Annotated in this window: 15 protein-coding genes; 8 read left to right on the plus strand and 7 right to left on the minus strand. The window is 60.6% G+C overall.

The window, feature by feature from the left end:
- The first annotated feature begins 107 nt into the window (after nucleotides 1-107).
- Together CFE47_RS20285 and CFE47_RS20290 are read left to right on the plus strand one after the other, a co-directional pair.
- A complete protein-coding gene (locus CFE47_RS20285) occupies nucleotides 108-1,148 on the plus strand; it encodes a histone deacetylase family protein (protein WP_286839826.1) in 1,041 nt (346 codons plus the stop codon).
- Nucleotides 1,145-2,236, plus strand: a complete 1,092-nt coding sequence (locus tag CFE47_RS20290) for a polyamine ABC transporter substrate-binding protein (RefSeq protein WP_286839828.1) — start codon at nucleotides 1,145-1,147, stop codon at nucleotides 2,234-2,236. Before CFE47_RS20285 ends, CFE47_RS20290 begins: the two co-directional genes overlap by 4 nt.
- Nucleotides 2,237-2,271: 35 nt before the next feature.
- Here CFE47_RS20290 and CFE47_RS20295 read toward each other — a convergent pair whose 3' ends face one another.
- Nucleotides 2,272-4,542 carry a hypothetical protein gene (locus tag CFE47_RS20295; protein WP_286839830.1) on the minus strand — a complete coding sequence of 757 codons (2,271 nt, stop codon included), beginning with the start codon at nucleotides 4,540-4,542 and terminating at the stop codon, nucleotides 2,272-2,274.
- A 73-nt stretch (nucleotides 4,543-4,615) separates the two neighbouring features.
- Nucleotides 4,616-6,157: a MocR-like pyridoxine biosynthesis transcription factor PdxR gene (pdxR, locus tag CFE47_RS20300; protein ID WP_286839831.1), complete on the minus strand. Its 1,542-nt coding sequence runs from the start codon at nucleotides 6,155-6,157 to the stop codon at nucleotides 4,616-4,618.
- Between the two features lie 87 nt (nucleotides 6,158-6,244).
- Between pdxR and CFE47_RS20305 the strand changes: the two genes are divergently transcribed.
- The 5 genes from CFE47_RS20305 (at nucleotide 6,245) to CFE47_RS20325 (ending at nucleotide 10,626) form a co-directional block, all read left to right on the plus strand.
- Entirely contained in the window at nucleotides 6,245-6,883 is a 639-nt protein-coding gene (locus tag CFE47_RS20305) for an FMN-binding negative transcriptional regulator (RefSeq protein WP_286839833.1), read from the plus strand.
- Nucleotides 6,880-7,326 carry a GNAT family N-acetyltransferase gene (locus CFE47_RS20310; protein WP_286839835.1) on the plus strand — a complete coding sequence of 149 codons (447 nt, stop codon included), beginning with the start codon at nucleotides 6,880-6,882 and terminating at the stop codon, nucleotides 7,324-7,326. Before CFE47_RS20305 ends, CFE47_RS20310 begins: the two co-directional genes overlap by 4 nt.
- A 10-nt stretch (nucleotides 7,327-7,336) precedes the next feature.
- Nucleotides 7,337-8,008: a GNAT family N-acetyltransferase gene (locus CFE47_RS20315; protein WP_286839836.1), complete on the plus strand. Its 672-nt coding sequence runs from the start codon at nucleotides 7,337-7,339 to the stop codon at nucleotides 8,006-8,008.
- 140 nt (nucleotides 8,009-8,148) lie between these two features.
- The gene (locus tag CFE47_RS20320; RefSeq protein ID WP_286839838.1) at nucleotides 8,149-9,423 is read left to right on the plus strand and encodes an autotransporter outer membrane beta-barrel domain-containing protein; all 1,275 of its coding nucleotides are present in this window, start codon (nucleotides 8,149-8,151) and stop codon (nucleotides 9,421-9,423) included.
- 111 nt (nucleotides 9,424-9,534) lie between these two features.
- Nucleotides 9,535-10,626, plus strand: a complete 1,092-nt coding sequence (locus CFE47_RS20325; RefSeq protein WP_286839839.1) for a hypothetical protein — start codon at nucleotides 9,535-9,537, stop codon at nucleotides 10,624-10,626.
- Nucleotides 10,627-10,700: 74 nt separating this feature from the next.
- Here CFE47_RS20325 and oadA read toward each other — a convergent pair whose 3' ends face one another.
- Entirely contained in the window at nucleotides 10,701-12,509 is a 1,809-nt protein-coding gene (gene oadA / locus CFE47_RS20330) for a sodium-extruding oxaloacetate decarboxylase subunit alpha (protein WP_286839841.1), read from the minus strand.
- 11 nt (nucleotides 12,510-12,520) lie between these two features.
- Entirely contained in the window at nucleotides 12,521-13,936 is a 1,416-nt protein-coding gene (locus CFE47_RS20335) for an acetyl-CoA carboxylase biotin carboxylase subunit (RefSeq protein WP_286839843.1), read from the minus strand.
- Between the two features lie 196 nt (nucleotides 13,937-14,132).
- Here CFE47_RS20335 and CFE47_RS20340 point away from each other — a divergent pair, with 196 nt between their 5' ends.
- Nucleotides 14,133-15,107 (plus strand): LysR family transcriptional regulator, encoded by a 975-nt coding sequence (locus CFE47_RS20340; RefSeq protein ID WP_286839844.1) that lies wholly within the window; start codon nucleotides 14,133-14,135, stop codon nucleotides 15,105-15,107.
- Here the strand turns inward: CFE47_RS20340 and CFE47_RS20345 are convergent.
- The 3 genes from CFE47_RS20345 to CFE47_RS20355 form a co-directional block, all read right to left on the minus strand.
- Nucleotides 15,037-15,234: a PA3496 family putative envelope integrity protein gene (locus CFE47_RS20345; RefSeq protein ID WP_122485268.1), complete on the minus strand. Its 198-nt coding sequence runs from the start codon at nucleotides 15,232-15,234 to the stop codon at nucleotides 15,037-15,039. The two genes, CFE47_RS20340 and CFE47_RS20345, sit on opposite strands and share 71 nt — an antisense overlap.
- Before the next feature lie 106 nt (nucleotides 15,235-15,340).
- Complete coding sequence (gene hexR / locus CFE47_RS20350) at nucleotides 15,341-16,207, minus strand: transcriptional regulator HexR (protein ID WP_017739023.1); 867 nt, start codon at nucleotides 16,205-16,207, stop codon at nucleotides 15,341-15,343.
- Between the two features lie 161 nt (nucleotides 16,208-16,368).
- Nucleotides 16,369-19,242 carry an EAL domain-containing protein gene (locus CFE47_RS20355; RefSeq protein WP_286839847.1) on the minus strand — a complete coding sequence of 958 codons (2,874 nt, stop codon included), beginning with the start codon at nucleotides 19,240-19,242 and terminating at the stop codon, nucleotides 16,369-16,371.
- Nucleotides 19,243-19,429: the final 187 nt, after the last annotated feature.

A 19,429-nucleotide genomic window follows, 5' to 3' on the forward strand; every position in this document is an offset into this window, starting at 1 on the left:
CACTTCCTTTGGCCACATTTATCCCCTTCTGGCCGTCCCTGCCATTCTCTTGAGCGACCCGCACCGCAACACTGCAAGGCACAACAATGAGCCTGCGGGGAGTACCCATGCTGACGATCTACTCCGACGATCACCATCTGCACCATGGACGCTGTGAATTGATGGACGGGCAACTAATGCCCTGTTTCGAGATGCCCTCTCGCGCCGACCATGTACTGCAAAGAGTCAAGGACCGTGAACTCGGCCCGGTTCAGGCACCGCAGGACTTCGGCCTGGCACCACTGCAACGCATTCACAGCCGCGATTACCTCGACTTTTTCAAAGGCGCCTGGGACCGCTGGACTGAATATGGCCAGGACGGCGATTTGCTGCCCTACACCTGGCCTGCTCGTACCTTGCGCCGGGTATTGCCCACCAGCCTGCATGGCCAGTTGGGCTACTACAGCTTCGATGGTGGCGCACCGATCACCGCCGGTACCTGGCAAGCGGCGTACAGCGCAGCGCAAGTGGCGCTCACCGCACAGCAGGCCATCCAGCAAGGCGCCCACAGTGCCTTCGCCTTGTGCCGCCCGCCGGGTCACCACGCAGCTGGCGACTTGATGGGCGGTTATTGCTACCTCAACAACGCGGCGATTGCCGCACAAGCGTTCCTCGACCAAGGCCACAAGAAGGTGGCGATCATCGACGTGGACTACCACCACGGCAACGGCACCCAGTCGATTTTCTATGAACGCAGCGACGTGCTATTCACCTCGATCCACGGCCACCCGGAAGCGGAGTTCCCATTCTTCCTCGGCTATGCCGACGAGCTGGGCGAAGGCGTCGGGGAAGGTTTCAATTTCAACTACCCGCTGCCCGCCGGAACCGGCTGGGATCAGTGGAGCGCAGCGTTGGAAGAGGTGTGCAAGCAAACTGAACGCTACGGCGCCGACGTCATCGTGGTGTCCCTGGGCGTGGACACGTTCAAGGACGACCCGATTTCACAGTTCAAACTCGACAGCCCGGACTACTTGGCCATGGGCCGGCGACTCGCACGCCTGGGCAAGCCCACGCTGTTCGTGATGGAAGGCGGCTACGCTGTCGAAGAAATCGGCATCAATGCCGTCAACGTTCTTGAAGGTTTCGAATCAGAAGGAGCCGCCCGATGAAGATGCTCACCTCACTGGCCCTGTGCGCCGCCGTTTTGAGCGGCGCTGTGCAGGCCGAAGAAAAAACCCTAAAGGTCTACAACTGGTTCGACTACATCACACCCAAGGCACTTGAAGACTTCAAGGCGCAGAACCCGAAGATCAAGCTGGTCTACGACATCTTCGACACCAACGAAGCCCTGGAAGCCAAGCTGCTCACCGGTAACTCAGGCTATGACGTGGTGGTGCCGTCCAACGTGTTCCTCGCCAAGCAGATCGAAGCCGGGGTGTTCCAGCCCCTGGACCGCAGCCAGTTACCCAACTGGAACCACCTCGACCCCAAGCTGATGAAGCTGATCGAAGCCAACGACCCCGGCAACAAATTTGCCGTGCCCTACATGTACGGCACCATCCTGATCGGCTTCAACCCGGACAAGGTCAAGGCGGTGCTTGGGCCGAACGCGCCGGTGGACAGTTGGGACCTGATCTTCAAGGAAGAAAACATCAGCAAGCTCAAGCAATGCGGCGTCGCCTTGCTCGACTCGCCCTCGGAAATCCTTCCGCTGGCCCTGCAGCACCTGGGGCTGGACCCCAACAGCAGCAACCCCAAGGACTACGTCAAGGCTGAAGCGCTGTTGATGAAGATCCGCCCCTACATCACCTACTTCCACTCGTCCAAGTACATGGCCGATATCGCCAACGGCGACATCTGCGTGGCCGTGGGTTACTCGGGCAGCTTCTCCCAAGCCGCCAACCGTGCCAAGGAAGCCAAGAACGGCGTGATCGTGGACATGCGTCTGCCCAAGGAAGGCGCGCCGATCTGGTTCGATATGCTCGCCATTCCCAAAGGCGCGCAAAACCCGCAGGACGCCTACACCTTCATCAACTACCTGCTGCAACCCCAGGTGATCGCGCCGATCAGCGATTTTGTCGGCTACCCCAACCCGAACAAGGATGCGACGGAGCAGGTTGATCCGACGATTCGCAACAACCCCAACCTGTACCCGACCGAGGCGGCCATGGCCACGCTCTACACCTTGAAACCCCTGGGCCGTGACGCCGAACGCGCCAGGACACGGGCATGGACCAAGATCAAGTCGGGAACCTGATGCTGTGGGAGCGGAACTACTCGCTCCCATAAGTGCTACAGGACATCCAGAAAAATCCGCCGGCCAGACGGTGTGCTGATCGGTGCACGGTAGACTCGTGTGCTGCGACCAGCCCCCCTCTCGGCCTGCTCAAAGACACGGCCCAATCTGCGCTGGCTGGCTAACTTCAAGTGGGCCGTGGAGGGCTGGTCTTGCGAAGTGTCCGGTGCAGGGTAGTGAAAGTGGGCGTACCAGAGGGGACGGTGGTCCTCCAACCCGTCCAACACCGCGAACTCCTGCAGGAAGTCCACCGTGCCGTCGATGGTTTCCTCCTCACGGCCATTGAGCCGGCTGATACTGACTACCTGCTGTTCAAGCAGGTATTGAACATCGCCTACGGTCGGTGTCTGGCTGCGCCGGGTCAAATCGATACGCCGGCGACGACCGTTGACGCGCAGTTCAGCAGCTGTTGCTCGCAATTGAAGGACCAACGCGGCAGAGTCCGCAGTAGCGAGGCGCTGAGTAAATTGCACGAGCACCTTGGCGGCATTGTCCAACGTTTGAGCCAAGCGCTCGAACCGTTCCTCAACTTCGACAGGTGGCGTGCCGGGCAAAATGGCTTCACCTGCCTCCCTGTTGACTTGAGTCAGTGCGGCTCGGGCTGCATCAAATGCCTTACACCCGCGAACACTCAGCCCTTCCACTTCACGCTTGAACCGGGGCGATCGGCTGATCTCCCAGATACCTTCGGCATTGCTCGAGATCTCAGGTCCAACAGCCTCCGGGTGGTCGGGGCTGTCGACCAATCGGTGCACCGAAACATTGATATTGATAACCGGGTGGATGCGATTGTGCGACAACACGTGAATGTGGTTCTCGTCTTTGTTGTAGATGAGCAGGGAATTGAAGAGATGCAGGCCCTTATGGACACCCTCACGAATCAGTTCCCCCACCCGGTACGGGCGTCGTAGTGCAGCCAACCGATGTTGCTGTAAAGCCGAAAGCGCCTGGCGGGCACCTGCCCAACTGACATCCAGACGCTTAACCCGTGGGTGCATTTGAACAGGTTCTACGCTCTGCGACAGGACAGGATAAACCAGCAGCAAGGCCACACTGCGCATCAGGCCATTGTCTGCGCGCCACGCGCTATCAGCGTCGGCGGCGAGTAACACATTGAACGGACTACCGACCAGCGCCTGTCTCGCCCGAAACAGGTCGGCGAAGGGTTTGGGCAACGCTGGCCCCGACGCGGGCGGAGTCATTACTTGCTGCAAAACCTGTGTCGACCCCGGTCGGAAAACCAACCAGGGCCCCGACTCATCGCTCTGGGCACCAATCAGATAACCCGACTCATCCGTCAAACGCCGGAATACCATCGGCTCACCCTGCACATGACGATGGGTCGCATAGGTTTTCACTGCCACGCGCAGGCGGTTATAGCCATCAAGCGTGATTCCCGCCAGGCCCTGAAAGCTGCACTCCAATGCCACCCGACACAACTGCAGAGCCATGTCCCGAGCAAAACAGGCCTGGTGTGCACTGCCATCGTCCGGCAGCGTGTCGAGCAGGGTTGGCGCGCAGTATTTTTGGTGAGCCCCGGCCATCGCCGCCAAGAGCTTGCTATAGGCCAGTCGGCCTTCAGCACAAGCATCCTTCAACCAGGTCGGGAGCTGTTGGCGTAATGTTTCCTGTTCGGGATCCTGCTGGAAGAAATCACGGAACCGTGTAGCCCAGGCCAGTTGCCGATCCAGATGTTCAAGGCGCGGTGGTTCACTGAGGTCAATCGCGTCAATTCGCTGCAACATCGCTTCCAGCGCGCACAACGCCCAGCCTTCAAAAACGTCATGTTCCAGCCGTTCCGCGTTTTCCAGCACGTGATCCGGCAGAGCCGGCACAAACGTCTCAAGGCCAAACCCCAAGGAGTAGACCAGGGTTTTGTTGTCGCCCACGATCACCAACGCGAGGTCGTTGGGGCGCCCCAAGGCGTATGTCTCAAACGCCGGCGTTCGCTCGCCGCTGTCGGGAAAGGCAAGTACCGCTTGAAGCATGCGGCGAGTAATGGGGTCAGTCTGTTTATGCAGGACTCTGCGCAGTCGCTGCGCAAGCAGCTGCGTCAACCGCTCCCAGCGGCTTTCTGACGTTGTGTCGGTGGCGCAGAAAAAATCGACCAAACTCTCGGCGTAATACTCCAGCACGGACTCAGGATCGGCATCGAGCTGGATTTGAGTAACGCCAAGCGTGCCCAGGGTCGGGCGCAAGGCGAACAGTTGGCAGATACGCAGCTGCAGTGAATCAACAGCCGTTAATGGGGAAAGCAGGTCGGGCATGATCGTTTACCGTGCACAGTACAGAGGGATCCATCACGGTAATGACCTCGTCTCCTGGCAGGACGGTAGTTAGTTATCCGGGCTGCCACGCGGCACGCAGACGCTTCAGTGCGAGTGTGATAGCCGCCTCGGGTACGGCGGCAAACCCCATCACCAGGCCCGCGCGCTGATCCGGTGGCGTGCTGGAGTGCGACAACCAGTAGCTGCTCAAACCGTTGACCTCAACCCCCACGTCATGAGCCTGGTCGAGCAGTTGTTGTTCGCGCGCCAGGCTGTTCACCCGCACGGTCAGGTGCAACCCCGCCGCCACGCTGGGCAGCTCGCCGACACCCGGCAAATCATCAGGCCAGCCCGCCAGCAATACGTTGCGCCGACTTAAGGCCGCTCGGCGCATACGGCGGATATGCCGCTGAAAGTGCCCCGCCGCCATGAACTCGGCCATCACCGCTTGGGTGCTGATTTCCGAGTGGCGCATGTCCACCGCGCGGCGACGAGCAAAAGCGTCCACCAAACCCGGCGGCAGCACCAGGTAACCCAGGCGCAAGGCCGGAAACGCCACCTTGCCGAAGGTGCCGACGTAGAGCACGCGACCGTTGCGATCCAACGCAGCCAAGGGCGACAGGGGCGCGCCGCTGTAGCGGTACTCGCCATCGTAGTCGTCCTCGATGATCCAGCCGCCCGTGCGTTCCGCCCAGGCCAGCAATTCCAGGCGCCGTGCCAGGCTCATCACCACGCCCAGAGGGTACTGATGGGACGGCGTGACATAGGCCACACGGCAGTCATCCAGCGTGTTGAGCACTTGGCAGTCGATGCCCTCGCCATCCACCGGCACGCCGTGCAATTTCCCTCCAGCCAGAGCGAACGCATGACCTGCCGCGCGATACCCCGGGTTTTCCACAGCAACCCCGTCGCCGGGCTCCACCAGCAACTGTGCACAAAGGCTAATCGCTTGCTGTGCACCACTGGTGATCACAATTTGCTCAGCGGAGCACTGCATGCCTCGGGAGCTGCGCAGGTAAGCGGCGATCAAACCGCGCAATCGGCCGTCACCCGCCGGGTCGCCGTAGCACAGTTGTTCCAGGTCCGGTTTGCGCCAGAAAGCCGCATTCAGCTTGGCCCACACCTCGAACGGAAACAGATCAAATGCCGGCACACCCACGCGAAAGGCCCGCGGCGGCCCGGAGGGTGGCTGCGGCAAATGGTTACTTTGTACCCGACCCAAGCCGCCGCTGTGGATAACTTCACAGTCCAAATCTTCGGGCAATTTTGCCCATTTTGTGGATAAGGTTGGGGATAAGCCTGTTGAAAACCCTGTGGACAGTTTTGTGGGTAACTTTTTGGCCGTGGGCAGTTGCGCAACATAAGTGCCATCACCGACCCGACTTTCGATAAAACCTTCGGCGTACAGCTGATCGTAGGCACGCACCACACTGTTGCGCGAGATCGACAACGCCGCCGCCAAGTCACGCGTGGCGGGCAAGCGCGTGCCACTGACCAGTCGCCCATCCAGCACACGCTGGCGCAGGGCTTCATACAATTGGCGTGTCAGCCCCTGGCGCCGGTCCAGCTCGATACCGGCGGGGTTGAAGGACAACGGCGGTGTAATGGGCGACATATTGGACCTATGAAATGGACGCCAGATGGCTCTTTCAACGAGCCATTAGCCTGCCTAGGATGCAGGCATTCGCCAAGGAAAATTTCCATGTACACACCTCGCGCCTTTGCCCTCGACGACTTGCCCGAACTGCATCAACTGATCCAGCACACCCGCCTGGCGCAGCTGGTGACCGTTGGCGAACAAGGCCTGCTGGCCAGCCACCTGCCGCTGCTGCTCAATCCCGACGAAGGCCCGAATGGCACGCTCTACGGGCACTTGGCCAAGGCCAATCCGCAGTGGAAAGACTTGCAGAACGGCAGCGACGCCCTGGTGATCTTTGCTGGCGCCGAGGCTTACATCAGCCCGGCGTTTTACCCGGCCAAGGCCGAGCACGGCAAAGTAGTGCCCACCTGGAACTACATCGCGGTGCACGCCTACGGCAAGGCCGAGGTGTTCACCGATGCAGAGCGTTTGCTCAACCTGGTCAGCGCCCTCACCGACCGCCACGAAGGCAGCCGCGCCCAGCCGTGGAAAGTCAGCGACGCCCCGGCCGACTACATCGACGGCATGCTCAAGGCCATTGTCGGCTTCGCCCTGCCGATGGAACGCCTGATCGGCAAGCGCAAACTCAGTCAGAACCGCAGCCCGGCCGATATCGCCGGTGTGCGCAAAGGCCTGGCCACCAGCGCCGACGTGCGCGACCAAAACCTCGCCCGCTTTATTCCCCAAGGAGTCGCAGAATGAGCCAGATCGATATCCGCCAAGTCACCGCCGCCGACCACGCGGCTTGGTTGCCGCTGTGGCAGGCGTACTTGAAGTTCTACAACACCGAATTGCCGGATGCCGTGAGCCAAAGCACCTGGCAACGCCTGATCGACGACCGTGAGCCGACGCACTCGGCGCTGGCCTGGCAGGACGGCAAGGCAGTGGGCATGGTCAACTTCATCTACCACCGCTCCAACTGGAGCATTGAAAACTCCTGCTACCTGCAGGACCTGCTGGTGGACCCAGCCCAACGCGGCACCGGCGTGGGCCGCAAATTGATCGAATTCGTCTACGCCACTGCCAAGGCCGATGGTTGCTGCAAGGTGCATTGGCTGACCCACGAAACCAACGCCACCGCGATCCAACTCTACGAACGCATCGCCGAACGGCCAGGTTTCATCCAATTTCGCAAAGGTCTTTAAGGAGCGCAGCATGCCCATTTCCCCCGCTGACTGGAAAGGTGTCCCGGCGCCGACCGTGCAATTGCTTGAAGGGCGTTTTATCCGCTTGGAAAAACTCGACCCGGCGCGCCATGGCGACGAACTGTTCCAGGCGCTCCAAGGCCCCGGCGCCGACCCCAAGCTATGGGACTATCTGCCTTACGGCCCTTTCCCGGAGCGCAGTGCATTCAATGACTGGCTCAACAACCACGCGGCACACAGCGACCCGTATTTTTTCAGCGTGATCGACCGCAAGACCGGTCAGGTGCAGGGCATCCTCAGCTTGATGTCCATCGTGCCGGCCCAAGGGCGCATCGAGATCGGCCACGTCACCTTCGGCGCGCCGATGCAGCGTTCGCCAAAAAGCACCGAGGCGGTGTACCTGCTGGCCAAACACGCGTTCGAGCAGGGTTATCGTCGCCTGGAGTGGAAGTGCAACAACGGCAACGCCCGCTCCAAATACGCGGCCGAGCGGTTGGGCTTCACCTTTGAAGGCGTGTTCCGCCAGCACATGGTGGTGAAGGGTCAGAACCGGGATACCGCGTGGTATTCGATCATCGACTCGGAATGGCCGGCGGTTGGTGCGGGATTTGAAGCATGGTTGTCAGAAGGGAACCAGACTGGCTCAGGTCAGTTGAAGACATTGGCTGAGTGCCGAGCCTGACCCTCCCAGGCGGAACACCGGCGGGAGCGAACTTGCCTGCGATACAGACAACTCCCGCAAACCACAGTCCCATAGCCTGACAGTTAACCTCACGCCCCCTCGCTAAATTCCCGACCTCATCTATCAGAGGTCGGGATTTCATGCCCTTTTCACTCAAGCAACTCGCACGCAGCATCATCCTTTTGATGGGTGTTGCCAGCGCTCAACTCATCCAGGCACAGGCCGGCACGCCCGTTCAGCTTCCAGTTGGGCTGCCCGATTACAGCTATGCATCGTATGAGCCGGTTATTGAGCGCGACCCTATCGACGGCTACTTCTACAACCAGGCCACTACCCACAATGGTCGCCAGGTCGCCCAAGTGCTGGAGCCCGCACTGAGTCGCTTGCTCGAGTCTGGCGAGCTGACCTCCGAAGAGATCAAGGCGCTGGAAAAGCTCGGGTACGAGCTTGCCCAGGCACCGGGAGGCATGGGGGCTGCCCTTGAACAAGTGGCGGGCAGCCAAAATGCCAACCTCGCCGGCGCAACCCAAAACACCACGCAACACATCAGCAACCAGTTGCTCTCCACTCTGCGCACGCTGGCGGTCGATGAGGACGGCCACTTCTGGGTGCAAAGTCTGGGCAATGATGGCACCCAGAGCGGTAGTGCCGGCCTGAAATACGGCACCCAAGGCCTGTTGCTGGGCGCCGACTGGGCGTTGGACCACGCCTGGCGCGCTGGTGTGATGGGTGCAAAGTCCACCACCAAGTTGGATGCCCAACGGTTTGCCGGCGAATTGGACAGCTGGCACCTGGGTGGCTACGCCGTGCGCCAGGACGGCCCCCTGGCCCTGCGCCTGGGGGCGATCTACAGCAACCATGGGGGGCAGAACAAACGCAACGTCGAGCTGCTCAATTACAAGGAACAACTCAAGGGCAAATACAGTGCCCAAAGCCAGACCTTGTTCTCTGAACTGGGCTACCAGTTAGGCGATGAAGCGCTCAGCGTCGAGCCCTTCGCCAGCCTCGGCTACCAGCGCTATCACCGCGACAGCTTCAAGGAACAGGGCGGTATAAGCGCATTGAACGTCGGCCCGCAAACGCAGCAAAACTTCAGCAGTACCTTTGGCCTGCGCCTTGCCACGCTGTACCGGTTCGATAACCGGATGACCCTCAGCCCTCACTTGAGCACCGGCTGGAAACACCTCTACGGCGGCGTCGACAGCCAAGTGCGCCAGTCCTATCGGCATGCACCCGGACTCATCGATGACTTCACCATCGACGGGGCCGCACTGGACCGCAACAGCCTGAGCTTGCGGGCCGGCTTGGACCTCGCACTGTCAACCGAGCACAGCGTGGGCCTCACCTACACAGGTGAATCAGGTACCAGCAGTCGCAGCCAAGGGCTGATGGGTGAGTGGAAGATGGCGTTTTAACCGCCTTTACTGGATGACTTCTCCCGCAGGCACAAAGCAGCGCGCCTGACATTCAGGGGCCTGTTCCCCTCGCTATATTCCGGCCTCCTGCTCACAAGAGGTCGGACTACCATGCTACTGACACTTCCCTACTTCGCGCCCTTCAACGCATTGCTGACCTATGGCGCCCAGCCAATCATCCAGGCAGTGAAGAGCGCCGCTGCAGCCCCCGAACCCGTGCCTGATCGGCCGCCACTTGCCCCCAAGGCCAGTACCTTCAAGACCAGCCTCATCTCCGTGACCTGCAACCAGTCCATGAATCGAACGATGGACCTCGACACGTTCGCCAGCCTGCTCCCAGCCGAAACAAAACCGGGAGCCAGCGCCTCCTTGCGCGGCATCGAACTCATCAACAGCGCAACCGGGTCGATCACCGGCAACAACGATGGCCTGCGCGGCAGTGGCCTGGCGTCGGTTTGGCTTGAGAACCATGGGGTCATTCGTTGCAACAATGGCCATGGCGTAAAGCTCAACGGCGACAAGGCCGATGAGGTCGTCAACCACGGCTTGATTGCGGGAGGCAATGGGATAGCGATGGACATGGGCGGTGGCGATGACACCTTGATCATCAAGCACGGTAGCCGGTTCCACGGTGCAATAGACGGTGGCAGCGGCACCAACCAAGTGATCCTGGAGGACGACAAAGGCGGCACGTTCGACGGCGCCAAACAGATGCAGCACCTGTGGGTAGCCACCGGCACCTGGACCCTCACCGGTGCCGTTGAGGCCAACCAGCAAGGCAAGGTCTATAGCGGTGCAACGCTGATCAATCACAGCACGATCGGCGGGTCGATGACTGTCGAGCCAGAGGCTACCTACTCCGGCGGCACGGTCGCCAACCTCGATGTCGCGGGCACGTTGCGAATGAGCCCCGCTACCCGCATCAACAACGACCTGCGCATGCAGGTCGGTTCAACCTTGGCCTTCACTCCAGGAACCGACAAAACCTTGAGCGTGGGCAACAGCGCCAACTTGAGTGGCGCCACGCTGAATATTCAGGTGAAAAAAGAAAGTGATGCGCTTCTCTCAAAGCCCGTACGCATCATCGAAGCCAAGCAGATTGAAGGCCAATTCAGCGAAATCACCAGCAACCTGAAAACCCTGACGCCGGTATTGAACTACACGCAAGACGGCGTTTTCGTTAGCTTCAAACGCAACGCCTGACCGCCAAATTCCAGGCAAAAAAAGGGGGGCACCTGCCCCCCCGAGGATTAAACGGTCGCGTTGAAGGCTAGGGATCAGCCTTCAATTTCAATCAGGATTTCGCCAGGGTTGACCCGGTCGCCCTTGGCCACATGAACAGCGGTCACCTTGCCGGCAATCGCTGCCTGCACTTCGGTTTCCATCTTCATGGCTTCGGTGATCAACACCGCCTGGCCGGCCTTGACCACATCACCTTCCTTAACCAGCACATCGACAATATTGCCCGGCATCGCCGTGCTGACATGGCCTGGCTCGGTGGCGTGCTTGCGCTTGCTGCCGCCGCTGCTGACAAATTCATTGAGCGGTTCAAACACCACTTCTTCCGGCATACCGTCGATGGACAGGTAGAAGTGGCGCTTGCCTTCAGCCTTCACGCCCACACCGGTGATGTCTACGCGGTAGCTTTCGCCGTGCACGTCGATGACGAACTCAGTCGGTACGCCTTCGCCACCGGCACGGGCCACGCCGCCAGCTTCAGGAATCGGCAACAGCACTTCCGGTGCCAGGGTGCCGGCGTCGCGCTCTTCGAGGAACTTGCGGCCGATGTCCGGGAACATGGCGTAGGTCAGCACGTCTTCCTCGGACTTGGCCAACGCGCCAATCTCACCGCGCAGTTTGGTCATTTCCGGCTTGAGCAAGTCGGCCGGGCGCACGTCGATCACTTCTTCGCTGCCGATGGCCTGGCGGCGCAGTTGCTCGTTCACGGTACCCGGCGCCTTGCCGTAGCCGCCTTGCAGGTACAGCTTCACTTCGTTGGTGATGGTCTTGTAGCGCTCGCCGGCCAGCACGTTGAAGAACGCCTGGGTGCCGACAATTTGCGAAGTCGGGGTCACCAGCGGCGGGAAGCCCAAGTCTTCACGCACACGCGGGATCTCGGCCAGCACTTCGCTCATCCGGTTGAGGGCGCCCTGCTCTTTCAACTGGTTGGCCAGGTTGGAAATCATCCCGCCCGGTACCTGGTTGACTTGCACACGGGTGTCCACCGCAGTGAATTCGCTTTCGAACTGGTGGTACTTCTTGCGCACGGCGTAGAAGTACAGGCCGATCTCTTGCAGCAGCTCCAGGCTCAGGCCCGTATCGAACTCGCTGCCCTTAAGGGCGGCGACCATCGACTCGGTGCCCGGGTGGCTGGTGCCCCAGGCGAAGCTGGAAATGGCGGTGTCGATGTGGTCGGCACCGTTTTCGATGGCCTTGAGTTGGCACATCGCAGCCAAACCCGCGGTGTCATGGGAGTGGATGAAAATCGGCAGGTTCTGCTCGGCTTTCAGCGCCTTGACCAGTTCGCCGGTGGCGTAAGGGGTCAGCAGGCCGGCCATGTCCTTGATCGCGATGGAGTCGCAGCCCATGGATTCCAGCTGCTTGGCCTGGGCCACAAACGCCTCGACGGTGTGCACCGGGCTGGTGGTGTAGGCGATGGTGCCTTGGGCGTGTTTGCCGGCGGCTTTCACCGCTTCGATGGCCACGCGCAGGTTACGCACGTCGTTCATCGCATCGAAGATACGGAACACGTCGATACCATTCACGGCGGCTTTGGCGACGAACGCTTTGACCACGTCGTCGCTGTAGTGGCGGTAGCCCAGCAGGTTCTGGCCACGCAGCAGCATTTGCAGGCGCGTGTTAGGCAACGCGGCGCGCAGTTTGCGCAGGCGCTCCCACGGGTCTTCTTTCAGGAAGCGTACGCAAGCGTCAAAGGTCGCGCCGCCCCACACTTCCAGGGACCAGTAGCCGACTTTGTCGAGCTTGTCGCAGATCGGCAGCATGTCATCAGTGCGCATGCGGGTGGCCAGCAACGATTGGTGAGCGTCGCGCAGGATGGTGTCGGTTACGAATATTTTCTTAGTCATTGTTCTATTCCTCACAGGCCTGCGTGGGCGGCGATGGCGGCGGCGATGGCCAGGGCCAGCTCTTCGGGTTTGCGCTTGATCGAGTAGTTGGTCAGTTCAGGGTGGGCTTCAACGAAGCTGGTGTTGAACTGGCCGCTGCGGAATTCCGGGTTGCGCAGGATTTCCTGGTAGTAGGCGGCGGTGGTCTTCACGCCTTGCAGGCGCATGTCGTCCAGGGCGCGCAGGCCACGGTCCATGGCTTCTTCCCAGGTCAACGCCCACACCACCAGTTTCAGGCACATGGAGTCGTAGAACGGCGGGATGGTGTAACCGGTGTAGATCGCCGTGTCGGTACGCACGCCGGGACCGCCCGGGGCGTAGTAACGGGTGATCTTGCCGAAACTCGGCAGGAAGTTGTTCTTCGGGTCTTCAGCGTTGATACGAAACTGCAACGCGAAACCACGGTGCTGGATGTCTTCCTGTTTCACCGACAGCGGCAGGCCCGAGGCGATGCGAATTTGCTCACGGACGATGTCGATACCGGTGATTTCTTCGGTGATGGTGTGTTCCACCTGCACCCGGGTGTTCATCTCCATGAAGTACACCTCGCCCTCGGCGAGCAGGAACTCCACGGTGCCGGCATTCTCGTAGCCCACGGCCTTGGCCGCGCGCACCGACAGGTCACCGATGTAGGCGCGCTGTTCCGGGGTCAGCTGCGGGCTGGGGGCAATTTCGATGAGCTTCTGGTTACGACGCTGGATCGAGCAATCGCGCTCGAACAGGTGCACGACATTGCCGAAGCTGTCACCGAGGATCTGCGCCTCGATGTGCTTGGGGTTGACTATGCATTTTTCCAGGAACACTTCCGCCGAACCGAAGGCCTTGGTGGCTTCGGAGATGACGCGGGGGAAGGCTTGTTCAAGTTCTTCGCGGCTGTTGCAACGACGGATACCGCGACCGCCACCACCGGAGGTGGCCTTGAGCATGACCGGGTAGCCGATACGGTCGCCTTCGGTAAGGGCCTCGGCGATGTCAGCGACGTTGCCTTCGGTGCCAGGCGTCACCGGTACGCCGGCCTTGATCATGCTGCGGCGCGCTTCGGTCTTGTCGCCCATGCGGCGAATCACTTCAGCGGACGGGCCGATGAATTTCACCCCACGTTCGGCACAGATGTCCGCCAGTTCGGCGTTTTCCGACAGAAAGCCATAGCCAGGGTGCAGCGCATCACAACCGGTTTCCACGGCCAGGTTCACCAGCTTGCGCGGGTTCAGGTAACCGGCCAGGGGCTCGGCACCAATGCTGTGGGCCTCGTCGGCACGTTTGACGTGCAACGCGTGGCGGTCGGCGTCGGAGTAGACCGCGACCGAGCGAATGCCCATCTCGGCGCAGGCACGCACGATTCGTACGGCAATCTCACCACGGTTGGCGATCAGGATCTTTTTTATCACTTGGAAATTCCCTTGAGCCGATTGCTGCGTTCTTCGACCCACTAGACCCGGGTCGACGCGTGACCAAATGTTTCATGACAGTCGCGAGACACACACTAAGCCCGCAGAGGGATTAACAAAAATCAATAATTATTGGGTCGTGCATAAGTAAAGACTTATAGTTGGCCGAACGGCCTCGGGCAAAAGGAATTGAAATATGCGTAAGTCATTGATGCGTATGACATTGCGTCAATTGCAGATCTTCAATGAAGTGTGCGATTTGCGTTCGTACAGTCGCGCTGCCGAGGAAATGTCCCTCACACAACCGGCTGTAAGCCTACAAATTCGTCAGCTGGAAGAGCTGATCGGCCAGCCGCTGTTCGACTATGTTGGCAAAAAACTCTACATGACCGAGGCCGCCGAAGCGCTGCAGCGAGCCAGTCGCGATATTTTCGGGCGCCTGGAAAACCTCGACATGCAGCTGTCGGACATGCAGGGCTCACTGCAGGGCCAGTTGAAACTGGCGATTGAATCCAGCGCCAAGTACTTCGTGCCGCACCTGTTTGCCGCCTTCAAGCGTCAGCATCCGGAGGTGCAATTGCACCTGACGGTGGTCAATCGCGGCCAGGTGATCCGCAGACTTTCGGACAACCGGGATGACCTGGTGATCATGTCCATGGTGCCCCAAGACATGGGCCTGGAATTCCTGCCGTTTCTCAACAACCCAATCGTTGCGGTGGCGCCGCTCGATCACCCCTTGAGCCTGCAAGGCCCGCTGCGCCTGCAAGACCTTGAGCCCTACACGCTGCTGATCCGCGAATCGGGTTCCGGCACACGGCTGGCCTGCGAGGAGTATTTCAAGGAAAAACGCGTGCACTTCACCCAAACGGTGGAAGTGGCCTCGGCCGAGGCGCAGCGTGAGTGTGTATGCGCGGGATTGGGCGTGGCCCTGCTGACGCGTCACGCGGTCAACATGGAGCTGGCCACCGGCGGACTCAAAGAGCTGCCGGTGGAGGAACTGCCGCTGTACCGCAGCTGGTGCCTGGTGCAGGCCAAGGCCAAACGCCTGTCACCGGTGGCCCACGCGTTCCTGGGCTTTATCCGCAGCGAACGGGCACAGATCAGCGTGTTGGCTGAGCGTTTCGCTGGGCAGCCACGGGTGCCTGCCAATGCAGTTCCGGGTAGTCACTGATGCTTTGGAGCAATTGGCGCTCTTCACAACGATCTTCGATTGCGCGACGGAACGCCATGCGGCGCTGGTCTTCCTGCTGACGACGGGTTTTTACGGCGCTGTTGCTGTCTTCGTAGGGACGGGCCATTTCGAGTCTCCCAATGCGAGTACGGGAGCTCAGGATGGCCTTGGGCGGTTACGGTTTGGCGGCACACGTATTACAAAAGAGTGAACATTGGACTGCGGCCAACCTGTCAGTCGTCGAGGGCTTTGACGGACTTGGGCGACAACCGCAGGCTGCGCAAGCTGCGTTTCACGCTCTTGAGATGGTTGACCAAACTCGGCCCGCGCGCCATGGCCACGCCCATCGCCAGTACGTCAATCACCACCAAGTGGGCGATACGCGAGGTCAGCGGAGTGTAGATCTCGGTGTCTTCATGCACATCGATCGCCAGGTTGACCGTGGACAGCTCCGCCAACGGCGTCTGGCTCGGGCACAGGGTAATCAGGGTCGCGCCGCTTTCACGCACCAGGTTGGCAGTGATCAGCAGGTCCTTGGAGCGACCGGACTGGGAAATGCAGATCGCCACGTCGGTAGGCTTCAACGTCACTGCCGACATCGCCTGCATGTGCGGGTCGCTGTAGGCCGCTGCGGTGAGCAGCAGGCGGAAGAACTTGTGCTGGGCATCCGCCGCAACAGCGCCCGAAGCACCGAAACCATAGAACTCGACGCGCTGGGCCTGGGACATGGCGGTCACGGCCTTTTGCAGCTCGATTGGGTCGAGCTTCTCGCGCACTTCCATCAAGGTGTGCAACGTGGTGTCGAAGATTTTCAGGCTGTAGTCGGCGACCGAATCGTCTTCGTGGATCGCGAACTGCCCAAAGCTCGCACCGGCAGCCAGGCTTTGGGCCAGTTTGAGCTTCAAGTCCTGGAACCCGGAGCAACCGATGGCGCGGCAGAAGCGCACGATGGTCGGCTCGCTGATGCCCACGCTGTGGGCCAGGTCGGCCATGGAACTGTGCATCACAGCCGCAGGGTCAAGCAGCACGTGATCGGCAACCTTGAGTTCCGATTTGCGTAACAGGTGGCGCGACTGGGCGATATGTTGCAACAGGTTCAAAGGGCAGGACTCTTGTTATGGGCAGGGCCAGGGATGTAGCAAGCTTGTAGTTATACTACAAGAATTGTCGTTTTGCCCGTCCGACGCATCACTAAATCGCCCTGCTGCCCTCTGAATCAAAGGGCGCAGGCTTTGTAGCCGCAAGGGCGCCCTAGGCTACGCTAAGGAAAATCTGCATTTTTCCGTAACAATTCTGCCAAGCCATCGGCCTGCATCGGCCGGCTGATGAGGTAGCCCTGTACTTCATCGCAACGTTCCCCCCGCAGGAAGTCCAGCTGCTGCTGATCCTCCACGCCCTCAGCCACCACTTTCAATGCCAAGCCGTGAGCCATGGCGATGATTGCCCGAGTGATCGCCGCGTCCTCGCGACCCTGACCCAGCCCACGAATGAAGGTCTGGTCGATCTTCACGTAGTCCACGGGAATACGCTTGAGGTAGCTGAGGGAGGAGTAGCCGGTGCCGAAGTCATCAATGGCCAGCTTCACGCCCAGGTCCCGCAATTGCTGGAAGGTCGCGATGATGTGTTCAACGCTGTCGAGCAATTGGCTCTCGGTCAGTTCCAGCTCGAGGTACTGCGGGTCCAGGCCGGTCTCTTCCAGCACCTGGCGAACCAGGCTGACCAGCTTGCCCTGGCGCAGTTGATGCACCGACAGGTTCACCGACACCCGAATCGGCGCCAGCCCCTGGCGCTGCCATTCACACGCCTGCCAGCAGGCCTGGCGCAGCACGAATTCGCCCAGCGGTACGATCAGCCCGGTCTCTTCGGCCAGACCAATAAAATCGCCTGGCGGCACCATGCCCCACTGCGGATGCTCCCAACGGATCAGCGCCTCGGCCGCGTTGAGCTTGCCGGTGGCCAGGCATAGTTTGGGTTGGTAGAAGACCGTAAGCTGGCGCTCTTCGATGGCCTTGCGCAAATGGTTTTCCAGCTGCAAACGCTCCAGGGTGCTGGCTTGCAGGCTGTCGGTGTAGAACTGGAAGTTATTGCCGCCCAGGTGCTTGGCATGCTGCATGGCCATGTTCGATTGGCTGACCAACGCGGAAATTTCCCGCGCGTTATCCGGTAAAAGACTAACCCCCATCGAGGCACTCACCACCAACTCATGCCCTTCCACCGTCACCGGCACCCGCAGCTTGGCCAGCAGTCGTGTGGCTACTCGTGCCAGGCTCGACAGGTTGCCGTAGGCGTCGAACAGCACGGCGAACTCATCCCCAGACAAGCGCGCAATGGTGTCGGCTTCAGGCAAGGCATTGATCAACCGTCGCGCCATTTTCTGCAGCAACTGGTCGGCGACTTCATGGCCCAGGCTGTCATTGAGCAGCTTGAAGCGGTCCAGGTTGATATGCAGCAACGCCAGGCTACGCCCGCCCTGGCGCACCCGCGCATGAGCCTCGCGCAGCCGCTCGCGGAACAGCGAGCGGTTGGCCAGGCCGGTCAATTCGTCGTAGTGCGTGAGGTAGCGCATGCGCTCTTCGGATTCGCGACGCGCCGACAGATCGGCGAAGAAGCCCACGATATGGCTGACTTTCCCGCGAATATCGCGCACCACATTCAGTTGCAGCCACTGCGGGTACAGCTCGCCGTTCTTGCGCGTTTCCACCAGCTCACCCTGCCAGGTGCCATGGCTGAGCAACGCCTGGCGGATCACCGGAAAGTGCCGGCGGGCATCGCGGCTGCTAGGCAGTTCCACCACATTGCGACCGATCATGTCGTCGATATCAAAACCCGTCACGCGACTGAACGCCTGGTTCACGGCGACCAACACATAGTTCGGGTCAAGAATCACGATGCCTTCACTGGCGGCCTCGAACACCGTCGACGCCAGGCGCTGCTGTTCTTCCAGGGCCTTGTCGGCACTGATATCCCGGCGCGTGCCGAGCATTCGCGTCACTCGCCCGCTGGGTGAACGCTCCACAGCGCGACCACGGTCTTCGATCCATACCCAGTGGCCATCGCCGTGGCGCACACGGTATTCCACCTGATAATCCTCGCTGCGGCCCTTGAGGTGCTCCACCAGGGCGCGCTTGAGCAGCGGCAGATCTTCGGGGTGCAGGCGCGGCTTGAGATGGCTGAGCATGGCCGTGACGTACTCGGGCTCCAGGCCGAACAGTTCTTTGAGCTGGGTGTGGTGGACTTCGTCGGTCTGCAGGTTCCAGTCCCACAGGCCCAGTTCACTGGCTTGCAGGGCCATGGCCAGGCGCGCTTCGCTTTTGTTCAAGGCAAGGCTGGCGGCGTCCAGTTCCTGGCTGCGTTGCGCCACGCGGTCCTGCAGGCCGATTTGTGCATCGCGCAGTTCCTGCTCGACCTGGCGACGTTGCTCGACTTCACGCACCAACTCCAGATTCAACTGCTCGCTGCGCTGCTGGGCCTTCTGTAGATGCTCGATCAACGCCTGGTTCTGAAAACGTCGCAACAGCCCGCGCTGGATCAGGCGGTTGACCTGCCACGCCACCAGGCTCAATGAGGCCAGCAAAATCAGGCCAAGCACGCCCCAGCCCTGCTGCTGCGGGGCGCCATTCCAGAACAGGTAGGCGATAGCCGGCACCAGGCACGGCAAGGCAAACGACAGGAATGCCGGCAGACTCACGGCGTAGGCCACGCTGGCCGACAGCGTTGCGGCGCCGATCAGGCCGAACACCCAGGCCTGTTGCATAAAGCTGTCCACCGGCACCAGTGCAATGGCGGCGATGGCCAAGGTCAGCCCGCTGACCGCCGAGCCCAGCATGAACATGCGTCGCCAGACCGGCTGCGCCTGGCGGCTGGGCATGGCCGAATCGAAGGCCGCCACCTGGATCACACGCATGGCCACCAACGCGAGCAGCCAGACCAGCCAGATGCTGTCGAGCAGGTATTGCTTGGGGTTCCACAACAGCCAGGCGCAGACCAAGCCATTGACCAGCATTAATAAGGTAGGCAGCAACGAGCCTTGATACAGCAGGCGCGTGCGTTCGACGGCCATCTCAGTGGCGTAATGTTTGCGGATAACCTGCGCGGGCGCCACCGAGGGGCCGAACAGGTCGGTGCTAAGGGTCATAGGCAGTGTTCTTATAATGGTGAGCCCGAAACGTCGACGGAGCATACACAAGCAAACGCTTGGGCCAAACTGCTCTAAGTCATAAAAACCTCTGGGTCATTAGTCGCAAACTTAAGGACTAGACGGCTTGAGCAAGACGCTGCGGGGGCTGTGGCCATTGACCGACCGGTCATCACCCCGAGTGTTT

It is taken from the genome of Pseudomonas sp. PGPPP1 (assembly GCF_002255865.1).
Taxonomy (GTDB): domain Bacteria; phylum Pseudomonadota; class Gammaproteobacteria; order Pseudomonadales; family Pseudomonadaceae; genus Aquipseudomonas; species Aquipseudomonas cremoris.

Excerpts from the sequence above, each read along its gene's own strand:
- CFE47_RS20285 (WP_286839826.1), top strand. The coding sequence starts at position 108 with ATGCTGACGATCTACTCCGACGATCACCATCTGCACCATGGACGCTGT.
- CFE47_RS20290 (WP_286839828.1), top strand. The coding sequence starts at position 1,145 with ATGAAGATGCTCACCTCACTGGCCCTGTGCGCCGCCGTTTTGAGCGGC.
- CFE47_RS20295 (WP_286839830.1), bottom strand. The coding sequence starts at position 4,542 with ATGCCCGACCTGCTTTCCCCATTAACGGCTGTTGATTCACTGCAGCTG.
- pdxR (WP_286839831.1), bottom strand. The coding sequence starts at position 6,157 with ATGTCGCCCATTACACCGCCGTTGTCCTTCAACCCCGCCGGTATCGAG.
- CFE47_RS20305 (WP_286839833.1), top strand. The coding sequence starts at position 6,245 with ATGTACACACCTCGCGCCTTTGCCCTCGACGACTTGCCCGAACTGCAT.
- CFE47_RS20310 (WP_286839835.1), top strand. The coding sequence starts at position 6,880 with ATGAGCCAGATCGATATCCGCCAAGTCACCGCCGCCGACCACGCGGCT.
- CFE47_RS20315 (WP_286839836.1), top strand. The coding sequence starts at position 7,337 with ATGCCCATTTCCCCCGCTGACTGGAAAGGTGTCCCGGCGCCGACCGTG.
- CFE47_RS20320 (WP_286839838.1), top strand. The coding sequence starts at position 8,149 with ATGCCCTTTTCACTCAAGCAACTCGCACGCAGCATCATCCTTTTGATG.
- CFE47_RS20325 (WP_286839839.1), top strand. The coding sequence starts at position 9,535 with ATGCTACTGACACTTCCCTACTTCGCGCCCTTCAACGCATTGCTGACC.
- oadA (WP_286839841.1), bottom strand. The coding sequence starts at position 12,509 with ATGACTAAGAAAATATTCGTAACCGACACCATCCTGCGCGACGCTCAC.
- CFE47_RS20340 (WP_286839844.1), top strand. The coding sequence starts at position 14,133 with ATGCGTAAGTCATTGATGCGTATGACATTGCGTCAATTGCAGATCTTC.
- CFE47_RS20345 (WP_122485268.1), bottom strand. The coding sequence starts at position 15,234 with ATGGCCCGTCCCTACGAAGACAGCAACAGCGCCGTAAAAACCCGTCGT.
- CFE47_RS20355 (WP_286839847.1), bottom strand. The coding sequence starts at position 19,242 with ATGACCCTTAGCACCGACCTGTTCGGCCCCTCGGTGGCGCCCGCGCAG.